The organism is Gilliamella sp. Lep-s35 (genome assembly GCF_009795845.1).
GTDB lineage: Bacteria > Pseudomonadota > Gammaproteobacteria > Enterobacterales > Orbaceae > Gilliamella.
The window spans coordinates 30,360-48,447 of the sequence record NZ_WTEX01000014.1 but is presented as its reverse complement, the minus strand read 5'-3'; the positions used below and the strand labels follow the sequence as shown (position 1 = coordinate 48,447).

9 protein-coding genes and 3 pseudogenes are annotated in these 18,088 nt (G+C 36.0%); 8 read left to right on the top strand and 4 right to left on the bottom strand.

All coding sequences use genetic code 11. From position 1 onward, the window contains the following. The first annotated feature begins 142 nt into the window (after positions 1-142). The 7 genes from recQ to GQ590_RS07655 all read left to right on the top strand — a co-directional run bounded on the left by recQ (position 143) and on the right by GQ590_RS07655 (position 10,270). Entirely contained in the window at positions 143-1,972 is a 1,830-nt protein-coding gene (recQ, locus tag GQ590_RS07685; protein ID WP_160407745.1) for a DNA helicase RecQ, read from the top strand. A 108-nt stretch (positions 1,973-2,080) separates the two neighbouring features. Then, positions 2,081-3,298 carry a hypothetical protein gene (locus GQ590_RS07680; protein ID WP_160407805.1) on the top strand — a complete coding sequence of 406 codons (1,218 nt, stop codon included), beginning with the start codon at positions 2,081-2,083 and terminating at the stop codon, positions 3,296-3,298. A gap of 35 nt (positions 3,299-3,333) precedes the next feature. Beyond that, positions 3,334-4,512 (top strand): M20 family metallopeptidase, encoded by a 1,179-nt coding sequence (locus GQ590_RS07675; RefSeq protein WP_160407747.1) that lies wholly within the window; start codon positions 3,334-3,336, stop codon positions 4,510-4,512. A gap of 95 nt (positions 4,513-4,607) precedes the next feature. Further along, a complete protein-coding gene (locus tag GQ590_RS07670) occupies positions 4,608-5,450 on the top strand; it encodes a Rossmann-like and DUF2520 domain-containing protein (RefSeq protein ID WP_160407749.1) in 843 nt (280 codons plus the stop codon). After that, positions 5,447-6,301, top strand: coding sequence for a 3-methyl-2-oxobutanoate hydroxymethyltransferase (panB, locus tag GQ590_RS07665; protein ID WP_160407751.1), 855 nt, complete (start codon positions 5,447-5,449; stop codon positions 6,299-6,301). The genes GQ590_RS07670 and panB overlap by 4 nt, the downstream gene beginning before the upstream one ends. A 5-nt stretch (positions 6,302-6,306) precedes the next feature. Then, entirely contained in the window at positions 6,307-7,161 is an 855-nt protein-coding gene (gene panC / locus GQ590_RS07660) for a pantoate--beta-alanine ligase (protein WP_160407753.1), read from the top strand. Between the two features lie 250 nt (positions 7,162-7,411). Continuing rightward, positions 7,412-10,270 carry a valine--tRNA ligase gene (locus tag GQ590_RS07655; RefSeq protein WP_160407755.1) on the top strand — a complete coding sequence of 953 codons (2,859 nt, stop codon included), beginning with the start codon at positions 7,412-7,414 and terminating at the stop codon, positions 10,268-10,270. Between the two features lie 163 nt (positions 10,271-10,433). Here the strand turns inward: GQ590_RS07655 and GQ590_RS07650 are convergent. Together GQ590_RS07650 and GQ590_RS07645 are read right to left on the bottom strand one after the other, a co-directional pair. After that, positions 10,434-10,645 (bottom strand): annotated as a pseudogene (locus GQ590_RS07650) (transposase); the annotation flags it as partial. 45 nt (positions 10,646-10,690) lie between these two features. Beyond that, a pseudogene (locus GQ590_RS07645) lies at positions 10,691-10,834 on the bottom strand (integrase core domain-containing protein); the annotation flags it as partial. Between the two features lie 228 nt (positions 10,835-11,062). On the opposite strand from GQ590_RS07645, the gene rlmKL reads away from it, so the two are divergent. Next, on the top strand, positions 11,063-13,183 hold the full coding sequence (gene rlmKL, locus GQ590_RS07640; protein ID WP_160407757.1) for a bifunctional 23S rRNA (guanine(2069)-N(7))-methyltransferase RlmK/23S rRNA (guanine(2445)-N(2))-methyltransferase RlmL: 2,121 nt from the start codon (positions 11,063-11,065) through the stop codon (positions 13,181-13,183). A 729-nt stretch (positions 13,184-13,912) separates the two neighbouring features. Here the strand turns inward: rlmKL and GQ590_RS07635 are convergent. Beyond that, positions 13,913-14,672: pseudogene (locus GQ590_RS07635) on the bottom strand (IS3 family transposase). Between the two features lie 207 nt (positions 14,673-14,879). Continuing rightward, complete coding sequence (gene ppc, locus GQ590_RS07630) at positions 14,880-17,525, bottom strand: phosphoenolpyruvate carboxylase (RefSeq protein WP_160407759.1); 2,646 nt, start codon at positions 17,523-17,525, stop codon at positions 14,880-14,882. Positions 17,526-18,088 lie beyond the last annotated feature (563 nt).

Genomic DNA, 18,088 nt, shown 5'->3' with positions numbered 1-18,088 from the left:
AATAGGATTATTCAATACATATTTTTCTAAGAATTTTTTAATTTGAGAATAAGTTGTAAGTTTATGTAAGTTCATAGTGGTGTGTTTAACTTAATTTAGCTATACTCGACACATTTCGTTAAATGTTCGTATTTAGGCTTATATGTCGATAAAAGATCAGATAGAAGATGTTTTGCAAAATGTTTTTGGTTACAAGGCATTTAGAAACCAGCAAAGGGAAATTATTGAATCTATTATCGATGGGCGTGACACTTTGGTTATTATTCCAACAGGGGGCGGTAAATCTTTATGTTATCAAATTCCTGCGGTTTTATTACCTGGTACTGCCATTGTTATTTCGCCTTTAATTTCTTTGATGAAAGATCAGGTCGATCAATTATTAGCTAATGGCATTTGTGCTGCATATCTGAATGCTACTCAATCAGCGACAGAACAACAAGAAGTTGTCGAAAAATATTTAAATAAATCAATAAAATTACTATATGTTTCGCCTGAACGATTAGGCGTGCATAGTTTTTCTAATTTAATTAATGAGCAGCCACCTTCATTAATTGCTATTGATGAGGCGCATTGTATTTCTCAATGGGGGCATGATTTTAGGCCAGATTATCGACAATTAGGCCAACTTTCTACTCGTTTACCTAATGTGCCGATCGTTGCATTGACTGCTACTGCCGATAAGTTAACGCAAACTGACATTATAACCCAACTTAATTTGCTTGATCCGTTAGTTGTGGTAAGAAGTTTTGATCGGCCTAATATTCGTTATACGGTTACTGAAAAATTTAACCAGATTGAGCAGGTTGTTTCGTTTATTGAAACACAAAAAGGCAACTCAGGCATTATTTATTGTTCAAGCCGTTCTCGGGTTGAAGATATCACCACTAAGCTTGCGGCGCGTGGTTTTTCGGTTATGGCTTATCATGCAGGGTTGTCTAATGAAGAGCGCCAACAAGCACAAGATGCTTTTTTAAAAGATGATGTACAAATTATTGTTGCCACCGTTGCATTTGGTATGGGAATTAATAAACCTAATGTGCGCTTTGTTGTGCATGCGGATTGTCCGCGAACGATTGAAGCTTATTATCAAGAAACAGGTAGAGCCGGGCGTGATGGTATGCCTGCCGAGGCAATACTACTGTTTAATAGTAAAGATCTTGAGTGGTATCAGAAAAAAACTATCGAAAAAAAGGATGGTAAGCATAAAAATGTCGAATTACAAAAGATCAATGCGATGGAGGCTTTTGGACAAAGCTTGACTTGTCGGCGTATTGTTTTGCTTAATTATTTTGGTGAAGAACGAACCGAACCTTGTAATAACTGCGATATTTGTTTGTATCCCCCTGAAGTTTATGATGGTTTAATTGATGCGCAGAAAGTTTTATCTTGTGTTTATCGTGTTAAACAGTGTTATGGAGCGCAATATATAATTGATGTTTTAAGGGGATCGGGTCGTATTCACATTAAAGAAATGGGGCATAATAAGTTATCGGTTTATGGTATCGGTAAACAACACTCATCAAATTATTGGCTTAGTGTTATTAGGCAGCTGGTCTATTTGGGTTATTTAAGCCAAAATATATCAACCTATACAACACTTCAACTAACACAAAAAGCGCGCTTAATACTTAGAGGCGAAATTCCATTATCATTGGCTAAACCACGTTTAGAACTTGTGAAAAAAAGCCGCATAAATCGATATGCAAGATCCATAAATTTAACAACGATTTTATCTTATGAAGAACGAATTTTATTTAATAATCTTAGGCGATTACGTAAAGATATTGCTGATGTTGAAGATGTGCCGCCATATGTTATTTTTAGTGATGCGACATTGTTAGAAATGGTTCAAACTAAACCAGAAAGTAAAAAGCAGTTAATTAACGTTACAGGTGTAGGTAAAATTAAGTTAGAAAAATATGGTAATTTGTTTTTAGATGAGATAAATGAATTTATGGTAAAAATTTTGTAACATTTTTGTACAAATTACATATAATAACCATTCTTAAAAAGTTTTGATTATTTTGAAAATTATAATCAACCAATAAAAATGGAGATTTTTATGTCAACAATGAACAATATGCCACAAATGCTTGCGTTAGTGTTGTTGCTGATAATTCTTTATATTGGCGATATCGTTTCAACGCGTACTAAAGCTTGGATCCCTTCTGTTTTTGTTTGTGCAATACTTTTTTTAATTGGTTATTGGACCTTCTTTCCTGCTGATATTGTAGCTAGAGCAGGTATTCCCCCCGTTGTTGCCATCATGTTTATGTATTTATTGATTGTTAATATGGGGACGTTATTATCGGTAAAAGAGTTATTACGTCAATGGAAAACCATTTTAATTTCGCTTTCAGGTATTGCAGGTATTGTTATTTTTGCCTCTTTGGTTGGTTATCTGTTTTTCGATTTTAACACTACTATTATTGCTATTCCGCCTTTGGTTGGTGGTATTGTTTCGGCAATTATTATGGCTAAAGGGGCAACCGACGCGGGATTAGCTGATCTGGCGGTTTTTGCTATTATTATTTATATAATGCAAGGTTTTATTGGTTATCCTCTTACTTCAATTATGCTTAAACGTGAAGGTAAAAGAGTTCTAAAACAATATCATGAGGGTACTTGGAAGTCAGGTGTTGAAGCAAAATCCAATTTAGATAAACATGATGATGCCTTAACTGATGAAAACCCGATGCCTCGTTTATTTGCAAAAATTCCTACTCAATATAATTCTTCTTATTTCATTTTTTTGCGCATTGCTATTGTCGGCTTTTTAGCTTACAGCGTGTCTGAACTTTTAAAACCGGTTATAACAATAAATGCGTTTGTACTCTGTTTGCTATTTGGTGTTATAGCTTCTTCATTCGGCTTTTTAGAGCGCCATCCATTAAAAAAAGCGGGTGGATTTGGTTTAGCCGTAATGGGACTGATGTTATTTGTTTTTGATACATTAAATCGTGCTACACCAGAAATGCTACTTCGCCTTGTTACGCCTTTAGTTGTGTTTATTTTGGCGGCGGTTATTGGTATGTTTATTTTTTCAATAGTTGTCGGTAAGTTACTGAAAGTAAGTACTGAAATGGCATTTTCGATTGCTCTTACTGCATTATATGGATTTCCAGCAGATTATATTATTACTAACGAAGTGATTAATCATTTAACCAAAGATCCAAAAGAAAAAGAGGTACTCACAAGCCACATGTTAGCACCAATGTTAATTGGTGGTTTTATTTCTGTGACAATTGTTTCAGTTATTTTAGCTGGCATAATGGTTAGTATGATTGTTGGTCATTAATATGACGAAATAAATTAAAATTTAAAGGTAGAAAAATGATAAATCAGAATATAAAAACGCTAATTAAACAAAATATCAGTGAAATGGTAGCCTTTCGTCGTGATTTGCATAAACATCCAGAATTACCATGGGAGGAATTTAGAACTACCGATAAAATAGCAGAAGAGTTAGATAAAATCGGTATTCCTTATCGCCGAACTGAGCCAACTGGAATTATTGCTGATATCGAAGGTGGCAAACCCGGTAAAAGAATTTTGCTTAGAGCGGATATTGATGCTTTACCCGTACAAGAGTTAAGCCAAAATATCGATTATAAATCAACTATCGATGGCAAAATGCATGCGTGTGGTCATGATACTCATGCTGCAATGTTATTAACTGCAGCAAAAGCACTTTGGGCTATTCGTGATCAATTAAAAGGTAATGTAAGACTTGTTTTTCAACCTGCTGAAGAAGTAGCTCAAGGAGCTAAAGGTATGATAAAACAAGGCGTATTAGACGGTGTTGATAGTGCTTTTGGTATGCATATTTGGGCGCTAATGCCTGTCGGCAAAGTATCTTGTGTCGTCGGTTCGAGTTTTGCGTCAGCTGATTTGTTAACAGTTAGGTTTAAAGGCAAGGGTGGGCATGGTTCTATGCCTCATGACACTGTCGATGCGGTAATGGTTGCTTCGGCATTTGTTATGAATGTGCAGTCTATTGTTTCTCGTGAAATAGCACCACTTGATCCTGCGGTTGTGACAATTGGACGAATGGATGTAGGAACGCGTTTTAATGTTATTGCTGAAAACGCTGTTTTGGAAGGTACTGTTCGTTGTTTTAATATCGCAGTGCGAGACAAAATTGAAGCTGCGATCCGTCGTTATGCAAATCAAGTTGCGGCAATGTATCGCGCAACGGCTGAAGTTGAATACATTTATGGTACTTTACCTGTCATTAATGATAAAGAAAGTGCTTTGCTTGCTCAAGATGTGATTGTTGAATCTTTTGGTAAAGATGCACTTTATTTTGAAGCTCCAACAACAGGTGGTGAAGATTTTAGTTATTATACTGAAAACATTCCCGGTGCATTTGCATTAGTTGGTTCTGGCAATCCTGATAAAGATACTCAATGGCCACATCATCATGGTTGTTTTAACGTTGATGAAGACGGTATGACTGTTGGCGCAGAATTTTATGCACAATACGCTTGGGCATATTTAAACAAAAACTAATCTTAAAAAAAATCCAACCATTAATTTGACTTGATTAGTGGTTGGTTTTTGTTTTTTTAGCTATAATTAGTCAATTATAAAAAATGTAAATCATTATGATGATTGGTTTTATTGGTGCTGGTAAAGTAGGGTGCACTTTAGCTAAGTATTTTTCTTTGTGTGGTATGCAGGTCGCTGGGTTTTATAGTCGATCTTACGAGCAAGCCCAAGTCGCAAGTGAATTTACTCAAAGTCAGGCATATTCAACGTTAAACGAGCTGGTGAAAGATTGTGATTGTCTGTTTTTGACAGTACCAGATCATCAAATAGCCGTTGTTTGGCAATCACTTTGCCAGTTACCTATTAGTAATAAATGGATTGGTCATTGTAGCGGATTATTAACATCAAACGTATTTATATCTCATCAAGAGGTTCATCCTTTTGCATTTTCTTTGCATCCTTTATATGCAATATATGATCGGTTTGATTGTTATCATGCCATGTCAAAAGTGTTTTTTACGCTTGAGGCAAATAAACAAGCTATTTCCCAATTACAACGATTTTTAAAACCATTGAAAAACCCTATAGCGATACTGTCGGCTGATAAAAAGCCTCTTTATCATGCGGCTTGTGTAATGCTTAGCAATCAGGTTATCGCATTAGCTCAAATAGGAAGTGACTTGTTTACAAAATGTGCGCTTGATACTGAATTTAGTCAGCACGCTTGGCATAGATTATTTTTAGATAATGCAAAAAACCTTTGCAAAGAGGGGACAATTGCCGCTTTAACTGGTCCGATTGAGCGTGCTGATGTTGAAACAATAAAAGAGCATTTAGCTGTCATACCAACGGATATTAAACCGTTGTATAAGCAATTATCCTCAATTTTAGTTAATCTTAGTCGTAAAAAACATCCAAATAAGGACTATCGACAATTAGAATTGGAGCTGTTACCTTGAAAAACACTATCCTTACACTACAAAAACGTAAACAAAATAAACAAAAAATTACTATGTTAACAGCATATGATTACACAACTGCCAAATTGATGGACGAAAGTGGTGTAGATTGTTTGTTAGTTGGTGATTCTTTAGGCATGGTGATGCTAGGCTATGATAGTACTGTATCGGTAACTATGGAAGATATGATTCACCATTCTAAAGCCGTTGCAAGAGCAGCTAAAACGGCTTTTGTAGTCACAGATTTACCTTTTATGTCTTATCACACTTCGGTATACGATGCTGTTTTTAATGCTGGACGTTTAGTTAAAGAAGGACAAGCGCAAGCCATTAAACTTGAAGGGGGACAAGCGTTTTGTGAGCATATTAAAATGATCACACAAGCATCTATTCCTGTTATTGCGCACATTGGATTAATGCCTCAATCAGTGCTTGCTTTAGGTGGTTATAAAGTTCAAGGTAAAGAATATCAGCATGCTAAAAATATTATTCTTGATGCATTAGCTGTTGAGCAAGCGGGGGCGGTTGCAATATTGCTTGAATGTGTTCCAGCCGATTTAGCTAAATATATTTCTGAATTAGTTAGTATTCCAACTATTGGTATTGGTGCAGGGGCTGGTTGTGATGGGCAGGTGCTTGTTTATCAAGATATGTTGTCTATGTATGATGGTGTTTCATCAAAATTTGTTAAATCTTTTGCACCAATTGGTGATCAAATGAAAAAAGCATTTTCTGAGTATTGTGAAGAAGTGAAGGAACAGCAATTTCCTGCTTCAGAGCATGAGTTTGCAATTGATAACGAAATAATGGTAAAACTTAAATCTGAGTTTTCAATAGGGCATAAAAGGTAACTAAAATGAAGGTTGTAACAACTATTGAACAAGTGCGTCAGCAAGTTAAAGCTTGGCGTCAAGCTGGTTGCAGTGTTGGACTTGTGCCAACTATGGGCTATTTGCATGAAGGCCACCAAAGTTTAATGGTAGCTGCTAAAAAAGATAATCAAAAAGTTATTGTTACTATTTTTGTTAATCCGATACAGTTCGGCCCTTCAGAGGATCTTGCTAGCTATCCTCGAGATCTTGAGCGAGATAAAATCGCCTGCGAGCAGATGGGGGTCGATCTTATTTTTTGCCCATCAGCGAATGAAATGTATGATGCTAACTTCAATAGCTATGTTGATGTTAATGATTTAACCGATGCGCTTTGTGGCAAAAGAAGACCCGGTCATTTCAAAGGTGTGTGCACGGTAGTAACTAAATTATTTAATATCACACAACCTGATCGTGCTTATTTTGGTCAAAAAGATGCTCAACAACTTGCGGTGATTAAACGTATGGTTGATGATTTAAACTTTAATGTTGATATTATAGGTTGCCCAATTGTGCGTGAAGCGGACGGTTTAGCCAAAAGCTCTCGTAATAGCTATTTATCAGACGTTGAACGTGCAGCTGCAGTTTGTTTATATCAGGCTATTGAATGTGCTAAAGACCAAATTAAGCAAGGCGAAAAGTCAGTGGCTACAATAACCCAAGCTATGCATAACGTAATAGCAAAACAATCGCTAGCTAAAATTGACTATATTGAGTTTGTTGATTTAACTACCTTAAAAGCAGTAGACTCTCTTGAGCAAGACAGCTTATGTGCATTAGCCGTGTATATAGGTAAAACTCGATTGATTGATAATTTTATTTATCAACATAGTAGTAGATAAAAGCTATTTTTTCCTACTGAGACTATTAAAATAATGATTGTTTTAACCATATAATTTGGCTTTTTTAATTCACCGTTTTAACTTTAAAACGGTGAATTTTGAACTCATCACTATCAATATTTACATAAGATCGTCAAAGATAAATTAAATCCACTTAGATTATCGTTCTGCTAATTTATTGTTTTTCTATTTTACTGTAGAATAAACGCTATTTTCTATTATGCCCTAGATCAGGATTGATGCTTTAATTATGAAAAACACAACTTATAATCCACACGAAATTGAACAACCCATTTATCAACATTGGGAAGAAAGCGGATACTTTAAGCCTAATGGTGACAAATCACAGCCAAGTTATTGTATTGCTATTCCACCACCAAATGTAACTGGGAGTTTACATATGGGGCATGCATTTCAACAAACTATTATGGATGCCTTAATTCGTTATCACCGTATGCAAGGGCATAATACCCTTTGGCAATCAGGAACCGATCATGCTGGTATTGCCACGCAAATGGTGGTAGAGCGTAAAATTGCCGCTGAAGAAAACAAAACTCGTCATGATTATGGTCGTGATGCGTTTATCGAAAAAATCTGGCAATGGAAAGCTGAGTCAGGTGGCAGCATTACAAAGCAAATGCGTCGTTTAGGGGATTCAGTTGATTGGGATCGTGAACGATTTACCATGGATGAAGGTCTATCAAATGCGGTGAAAGAAGTATTTGTTCGACTATATCAAGAAAACCTTATCTATCGCGGCAAACGTTTAGTTAATTGGGACCCTAAATTACGCACAGCGATTTCAGATCTTGAGGTCGAAAACCGAGAAGTTAAAGGCTCAATGTGGCATTTGCGTTATCCATTAGCAGATGGAGCTAAAACAGCCGATGGTAAAGATTATTTAGTGGTGGCAACCACTCGTCCTGAAACCTTATTTGGGGATACAGGGGTTGCGGTGAATCCTGAAGATCCTCGCTATAAAGATTTGATTGGTCAATACGTGATATTACCGTTTGTTAATCGCCGTATTCCTATTGTTGGTGATGAACATGCTGATATGACAAAAGGTACTGGGTGCGTAAAAATTACGCCAGCTCATGATTTTAATGACTATGAGGTAGGGCGACGTCATCAATTACCGATGATCAATATCTTAACCTTTGATGGTGATATTCGTCAGCAAGCTGAAGTGTTTGATACTAATGGTGAACCAAGTGATGCTTACGAACCTACTATTCCTGCTCAATTCCAAAATCTAGAGCGTTTTGCTGCCCGTAAAGCGGTTGTGGCAGAATGTGAATCACTAGGTATTTTAGAAAAAATTGAACCTCATGATTTAACTGTTCCTTATGGTGATCGTGGTGGCGTTGTTATTGAACCTATGCTAACTGATCAATGGTATGTGCGTGCAAAAGTGCTTGCCGAGCCTGCGATCGATGCTGTAAAAAATGGTGATATCCAATTTGTACCAAAACAGTATGAAAACATGTATTTTTCTTGGATGAATGATATCCAAGATTGGTGTATTTCGCGTCAATTATGGTGGGGACACCGTATTCCTGCTTGGTATGATAAACAAGGTAATGTATATGTGGGGCGTGATGAAGCTGAAGTACGGCGTGAAAATAATTTGTCAAATGATATTGAGTTAGAGCAAGATGAAGATGTGCTTGATACTTGGTTCTCGTCTGCGCTTTGGACATTTTCAACGTTAGGTTGGCCAGAAAATACTGACGACTTAACCACGTTTCATCCAACGAATGTGCTAGTGACCGGTTTTGACATCATTTTCTTCTGGGTTGCCAGAATGATCATGATGACTATGCATTTTATAAAAGATGAACATGGAAAACCGCAAGTGCCATTTAAAACGGTGTATGTCACAGGTCTAATTCGTGATGAAGAAGGGCAGAAAATGTCAAAATCTAAAGGAAATGTAATTGATCCTTTAGATATGATTGATGGCATCTCACTGCCTGCATTATTAGAAAAACGCACGGGCAATATGATGCAACCTCAATTAGCTGAAAAAATCGCTAAACGAACTCAAAAGCAATTTCCTAATGGCATTGAGGCTCATGGTACTGATGCATTACGCTTTACGTTAGCTGCCTTAGCATCGACAGGGCGAGATATCAATTGGGATCTAAAACGATTAGAAGGTTATCGAAACTTCTGTAACAAACTTTGGAATGCTAGCCGTTATGTGTTAATGAATACAGAGGGACACGATTGCGGATTTAATGGCGGAGATTTAGATTATTCTCTTGCTGATAAATGGGTTTTAGCAGAATTTAACCAAACTGTTAAATCTTATCGTGAAGCATTTGATACCTACCGATTTGATTTAGCTGCAAATATTTTATATGAATTTACTTGGAACCAATTTTGTGACTGGTATTTAGAACTAACCAAATCGATTTTAGCCAATGGCGAACAATCACAGCAACGTGCAGCTCGTCATACATTAGTGACAGTATTAGAGGCGCTATTACGCTTAGCTCATCCAATTATTCCATTTATTACCGAAGAAATTTGGCAAAATGTAAAAGGATTAATGCACATAACTGCTGACACTATTATGTTACAGCCAATGCCTGCTTTTGATAAACAACATGTAAATGACGAAGCAGTAGCAGATATTAATTGGATAAAAGAGGTGGTAATTGCAGTGCGAAATATTCGTGCAGAAATGAATATTGCACCAAGTAAGCCATTACAATTACTAATTAGAAAGGCCTCGCCAACGGTACATCGAATTATTAGTGATAATATCAACTTTATTGAATCACTAGCAAGATTATCCGAAATTGTTTTACTTGATGAAGGTGAAGCAGGGCCATTATCTGTCACTAAACTAGTGGATGGTGCTGAATTGCTTATCCCAATGGCTGGATTAATTAATAAAGAAAACGAACTTGCGCGTTTAGAAAAAGAAATTGAGCGAATTAATGGCGAAATTTCCCGTATTGAAAACAAACTATCTAACGTAAGCTTTGTTGATAAAGCACCAGCCGCTGTGGTCGCTAAAGAAAAGGAAAAACAACAAGGTTATATTGACGATAAAGCAAAACTGCAAGAGCAGTATACCGCAATAAAAAGCCTTTAAGTTTATTAAATTAAAAACCTCTCAAATGAGAGGTTTTCAGATTGATGACAAACCTCGATATAATTCGGGGTTTATTTTTTATTTAAACCATAAACAGGATTTTTAATTTGGATTTTATTAAATAAATTAAAAAATGGCCTAAAAAACGTAACAAAAATAGCTTTATCGCTATTTTCTTAATATTTTGTGCCGTTGTGGCCAATAAACACTGCATTTGAACCTGTGCTCTACGGTATGTTTTCGCCGAGCATAGACTTTTTTACCCCACTGACTTAAACGAATCTCATTGGCTTTCTCTTTATCTGCTTCCCAGATATGGCGTGTGATGAATTTCTGTGTATTTTTACTCTGTGTACACCGTGACAATAACGGACAGAATTTGTAAATACCCCATTTTTAGCACAAAACCCACATAGAAAATTACGCTGCTTGTTTTCGTGTTTTAAATTCAATCAGCGTCATATTATTTAGTGCCTCATGTGGTCTTTCTGTATTATAAATGGTTAGCCATTCTTCAGTCATTCTCCTTGCTTGCTCTAGGTTGTTAAAAAGATATAAATCTAACTGTAACTACTCCTTAAAATATTACACAGTGCCTACCTTTATCTTTTTTGTTTTGGTAAATTACATTCTAATTCTTCTACTAAACTAACATTAATTCTCATTACCCCCAAACTTTTCTGATTATTAATAAACTAACCCAATATTCATCTAACTAATATCAGCCTTTATTTCCCACTATTGCAATTAGTCGGTATAATGCCAGCAATTTTATTGTTAAGTGAGTTATGCATGAAAACGCTATTTGCCAGCACGTCTCGTGGGTTTGAAGAGTTATTAAAAAAAGAGTTAGAACAAATTGGTGCAATTAATTGTAAAATTGCGCAAGGTGGTGTTTATTTTGATGCCGATGAAAAAACGCTATATCAATCATTATTATGGTCGCGTTTGGCATCTCGCATTTTACTACCTATTGCCGAGTTCGACATCTATAGCGATTTGGATCTGTACTCTTGTGTGTTTAATATTAAATGGCCAGATATTTTTGCTGTTGATAACTCTTTCGTGATTAATTTTGTTGGCGTAAACGAATTTATCCTTAATAGTCAATATGGTGCGCTAAAGATCAAAGATGCGATTGTCGATCACTTTTTACGTCATACTAATGAACGTCCTAATGTAGCAAAACAAGACTCCGATATTCGGCTTCATGCTTATTTAAATAAAAACCGTGTCACACTATCTTTAGATCTAAGTGGTAATAGTTTACATGAGCGTGGTTATCGAGAGCAAACAGGGAAAGCCCCACTAAAAGAGAGCTTAGCTGCTGCTATTATTATGCGTTCTGGTTGGAAAATAAATGAGCCATTGCTCGATCCGATGTGTGGTTCAGGTACATTACTAATTGAAGCGGCAATGATGGCATCACAAATCCCACCCGGTTTACATCGTAAACAGTGGGGATTTTTTGCTTGGAAAGGCTTTAACCCGACATTGTGGAACGAATTGCTTTTCACCGCAAAACATAACGTATCTAAAACAAACACTGCATTTATCGGTTATGATAATAATGCGACGGTACTTGAACGAGCTAAACAAAATGCTCTTCAAGCAGGTGTGGGGGATTTAATTACATTTTCGATGCAAGATGTGACACAACTGACCAATCCATTGTCAACTGAAACGGTAGGCATGATCATCAGTAATCCACCTTATGGAGAACGCTTAGAAAGCGAACCTGCGCTTATAGCTTTGCATACGGCACTTGGTCGACAAGTCAAACAAAATTTTGGTGGATGGCGATTATCATTATTTAGTGGCGCGCCACAGTTGTTAGATTGCTTACAAATGAGAGCAGAAAGGCAATTCAAAGCAAAAAATGGTCTTCTCGACTGTATACAAAAAAATTATGTCATTGCTAAGCGTAATACTGAAGAAGCAATCACAAATTCCACTATTCCTGCTGCGGATTTTGCTAACCGATTACGCAAAAATAAACAAAAGTTAGAAAAGTGGGCTGCTCAAGAACAACTGGAATGCTATCGGCTTTATGATGCAGATTTGCCTGAATACAATGTCGCTATCGATCGTTATAAAGATAAAATAGTGATGCAAGAATACGCAGCACCGAAAAACATCGATCCACAAAAAACTCGCCAACGGCTTTTTGATATTATTAACGCCACCATGTCAGTGCTTGAGCTTACCGCCGATCAGTTAGTACTAAAAACCCGTGAAAAACAAAAAGGCAAACAGCAATACCAAAAACTAGGACAAAAACAGGACTATTTCCTAGTGCACGAATTTCCCATTAATCAACGACAAACCACATTTTGGGTTAATGTGACCGATTATTTAGATACAGGATTGTTTTTAGATCATCGCTTAGCACGAAAAATGATTGGTGAAATGAGTGCAGGTAAAGACTTTTTAAACCTATTTGCCTATACAGGTAGTGCAACGGTTTATGCTGGACTTGGCGGAGCAAAATCAACCACCACAGTCGATATGTCTCGCACCTATTTGGAATGGGCTGATCGTAATTTAAAACAAAATAGTTTAACAGGTAAAAAACATCGATTAATTCAGGCGGATTGTTTGCTCTATTTATCTCAGGCTGATGAGCAATTCGATTTAATTTTTATCGATCCGCCGACATTTTCAAACTCAAAACGGATGAACGATACCTTTGATGTTCAGCGTGATCACTTAAAATTGATGACCGATTTAAAACGCTTGTTACGCCCTAATGGAACGATTATCTTTTCGAATAATAAGCGTGGTTTTAAAATGGATAGTATTGGTATGCAAAACCTAGGGCTAACCTATCAAGAAATTACCAATAAAACGCTATCGCTTGATTTTAAACGCAATAAAAAAATTCACTGCTGTTTTATTGTAAAACATCAATAAACATAAAACTGCCATAAAGCGGTTACAGATTGATGACAAGGAACTCGCTTTTTGGCGAGTTCTGTAGAAAAACACCGAGCTGTTTACACTTCATGGTTAAACTCATTCACTAAAAACACATAAAGTATTTTGTCTATTTTTGCTTGATACGCCGGTTATCACGCAGTTTATCTAAACAAAAATTTTAGCTAAAAAATAAAAACAGCGCCATTTTCGTTAAAAACTTTCAGGAACGCACTACGTTTATGTAAAAAACCTAAAAAAATCATGTTTAATACCAACAAATAAATATTCTCTCGTTTGCTGTTTGGTTTGCTTTTTAAGTAAAGGAAAACCTTTGGTATCAACTTGTCGCATTTCACGTAGGTAGGTTTTGTTATCGCCTTTAGCCAAATTAGTAACGGTGATTTTTCTTGATGATATCAGCGATTATCGCTTGTCTGTGATAGGGCGTTAATTTTGTTTTTTTATGTATATACATTACAGTATTATCCCATTTATCCCATTTATCTCATTATTCTGTTATTATTTATCATGTTCTATTTCAATAGAAAGACCTAAAAGGAAATATGGAATAACTCAAGAATTCTTTAATACAGTTGTGTATGTATATAATAAAAAAGTTGTTTATTATGAATTTCCTCCGGATAACAGGGACGGAGAGATTTTTGGTTTTGTAGAGCCATATGTGTAAATACCCCATTTTTAGCACAAAACCCACATAGAAAATTACGCTGCCTGTTTTTGTGTTTTAAATTCAATCGGCGTCATATTATTTAGTGCCTCATGCGGTCTTTCGGTATTATAAATGGTTAGCCATTCTTCAGTCATTCTCCTTGCTTGCTCTAGGTTGTTAAAAAGATATAAATCTAACACCTCGGTTCGATAAGTCCGGTTAAATCGTTCAATATAGCCGTTTTGATATGGGCTACCAGGCTCAATATAATCAATAGTAATACCATGTGATTTTGCCCAATTAGTAAACGTTTTTCCAGTAAATTCAGGCCCATTATCGACCCGTATTTTTAACGGATAACCATGGTATTGAGCGAGTTTATCCAGATAACGAATGATTCTACCTCAGGTAAACTGACCGCAATATCAATACCTAACGCCTCACGATTAAAATCATCTATCACATTGAATGTCCTAAAGCGGCGTTGATTTTGACTGCTGTCACTCATAAAATCCATTGACCAACATTCACCTTGCTTATTGGTGACTAATAACCTTTCCGGGCTTCGTGGAGGAATGCGCTGTTTACGCTTTATCCTGAGATTAAGCTTTAATTGGCAATACACCCGATACACCCGTTTATGATTCCATTGATAGGTTTGATATCTGAGCTTTCCATTCCGCCGTATTTTTCCCGCCATTTATAGAAAGTTGAATTACCCATGCCATATTTACGGCAAAGCTCTTTAACGGGAATACCCGCTTCTGCTTCTTTTAATATCGATACAATTTGGTGTTCAGTTATTTTTTTCATAATTAAATCCCCTTTACTTTTATCATAGAGAATTTTCTACTTTTTTGTTGTGCTATTTTGGGGGACAGTTACAGTGTCGCTCGAGTTGTTTTTTTAGCATAGAAGAATTCCTTTTAATAATGGACCCTTCTCTATTAGATCAAAGAACTCGCCAAAAAGCGAGTTCTTTGTCATCAATCTGAGGGGACTACGGTGCCTTTTTTATTTTTAACCAGAGTTTCGCATACCTGCCGCAATCCCTGAAATAGTAATCATAAGTCCTTGTTCTACGATGATATTTTCATCATTGCTATGTTTTCGTGAGCGGCTTAATAGTTCTACTTGTAACAAATTTAATGGCTCAATATAAATATTACGTAAAGCGACTGATTTTGCTATCCAAGGTAAATCAGCCATTAAACTGATATCATCAGTAATTGTTAGCACGGTATTGATATCTTTGGTTAATAAGTTTCTTAACTCTTCGCCTAATGGCCATAAAGCTTGATCAACTAAACGCTGTTCGTAATATTCGTGTATATTTGGTGCCGCTTTGGCGTAAACCATTTCAAGCATACCTAAACGAGCATTAAAAAAAGGCCAATTATGATACATTTCTTTAAGAAGATCTTTTTTACCTTTTTCAATAACTGCTCTAAGAGCGTTACCCGCACCAAGCCAAGATGGCACCATTAAACGGTTTTGTGTCCAAGCAAAAATCCATGGAATAGCACGTAAACTTTCTATCCCTCCACCTGTTCGACGTTTTTGTGGTCTTGAACCTAGTGGTAACCTACCTAATTCAGCCTCAGGAGTTACTGCTCTAAAATAATCAACAAATTCAGTTCGTTCACGTACATAACTACGATAACAGTTGCATGAAATTTCAGACATTTCGTCCATGATATCGCGCCATTCTTGTTTTGGTGCTGGCGGTGGCAATAAATTAGCTTGTAAAATTGCTGATGTATAAAGCATTAAACTGCTGAGAGCAACTTCAGGTAGACCAAGTTTAAAACGAATCATTTCGCCTTGCTCGGTAACTCTAAGTCCACCTTTTAATGAACCTGGTGGTTGTGAAAGTAGCGCAGCATGTGCAGGTGCTCCTCCGCGACCAATTGATCCTCCTCGTCCATGGAATAGCACCAAATTAGTATTATATTTTTCAAATAAGTTAACTAATTCTTCTTGTGAGCGATACTGTGCCCAAGATGCCGCAAGTGTACCGGCATCTTTAGCCGAATCAGAATAGCCTATCATCACCATCTGTTTGCCGCGAATTTTATCGCGATACCAAGGAATATCCAGTAACTTTTGCATAACCAATTTAGCATTGTTTAAGTCTTCTAATGTTTCAAATAATGGTGCAACTGGAATATTTTTTTGGCAATCAACGATTTTCAATAATAAGTAAACGGCTAAAACATCAGAAGGCGCTTTAGCCATTGATATTACATAAGAAGCAATTGATTCTTCTCCTGCTTTTTTGATAACGCGACAAGTATCTAAAACTTCTTGAACCATTTCAGTTGGTTGCCAGTTATATGGGAGTAATGGCCGATTAGACTGTAATTCAGTTAATAAAAAGGTTTGTTTTTCTTCTTCTGACCATTGGGCATAGCTACCTAAATTAAGTTCTTTGGTTAATGCGTCTAAGACTTCTGTGTGGACTGAACTGTCTTGACGGATATCTAATCTAACCAATTGTAAGCCGAAACTTTTTATACGTCGTAATGTGTCAAGTAATGGTCCATGGGCTATGATTGACATGCCATTATCAATTAATGATTCATAACAGATATAAAGTGGTGTCCATAGTTGTTGATTTTTAATTAAAATATCACTAGGAGGTAATACTCGTTCATTATTTAGCAATGCTTCAATATAATTGTGAGTTTTAATTAAGCGTGCTCGTAATTGTTTCATTACTGCGCGATAAGGTTCAGAAACGGTCTTATTACTTTCATCTAATAGTTCAATAACCGATTCGTTGCATTCTGTCATCGAAAGTTCACGAACAAGTATTTGAATATCAGCTAAAAATAATTCAATAGCTTTTAATCTAGCTTGTAGCATTACTTTTTCTGTGACTTTTGCTGTTACATTAGGGTTTCCATCACGATCTCCGCCCATCCATGAGGTGAATTTGACTGGCACATGATCAACCGATAATTGTTCATCAAAAGCATCAACTAACTGGTCATTGAGTTCTCGCAAAAATAGGGGCACGCCTTCCCATAAGCTATCTTCAATAACTGAAAATCCCCATTTTGCTTCATCAATTGGCGTTGGGCGTTTTTTTCGGATTTCATCGGTATACCATGCCTGACAAACTAGCTGTTTTAAGCGACGCATGATCCGTTCTATTTCATAGTCGGCTAAATCATTATGATCGAGTTGGGATAAACAACTGTTAATAGCCGTATAAGTATTGATCATTGTTCGGCGATTGATTTCTGTTGGATGAGCTGTCAATACCAATTCAATGGATAGTTCGTTAATTGCGTTTGTAATCGTTTCTTTGGAAAAGTTAAGGTTTTTTAGTGTACTGAATAATTCAGTCATTTTTTTAGGACTACTAGATGCTTCACCATGGGGCGAAATACCATAATACTCAGCAGCCGTATTAACTAAATTCAAAAACTGATTAAATGCGCGTGCAACATGCAATAAATCATCATCATTGAGATTTTCAATTAAATTTAGTAGTTCATGATGTGCTTGTGTATTTCCTTTTTGAGCCAACTTCGATAATTTTCTTATTTTTTCAACTAAATCAAAGGTCTCATTACCAGTGGCTCGTTTGATTGCATTGCCTAATAAAGTACCTAGCATATTGACATTACTTCGCATTGAGGAGTATTGGTTATTCATGATTTTCTCATCTTAGATTTTATTATTCCTAAGTACTTAAGCTGTATGCTTCAGATTACAACTTAATAGGATAGGTATAATTATTGGTTAGTTTGCTCAAGTTGTATACTTTATAACAATTTCTCTTTGAATTTAAATAATAAAATTTTATGGTTTTTATTTTTTTTAGTTGTTTTAATTATGTTGACCATGAAAAATCAATAAATAAAAATATTCATTTAATTTTGAAATGATGCTAGAGAATATTATTTTTATTAATCTCCTTCTCATTTACATTTTTAACGACATTCCTAGATTACACCTTAATATTTATTTAATAAAATTAAATATTTGTACAAATAAGACTTTTTGACCTGAGATTAAGACGTTGGTAAATTATTCCTAACCCCAAAATTTCCTTGAGATATCTAAATACGGATAGCAAATATTTGATATAAAATACCTTGTTGTGTATTGCAACGCGATTATTTATTGTAAGTTAGACTAGCATTTAGCATTAATTTCTGTAGCTTTTTCTGATGGCTATCTGTTAGCATTGTTTTAGGAGTAACGCATTGTTAGTT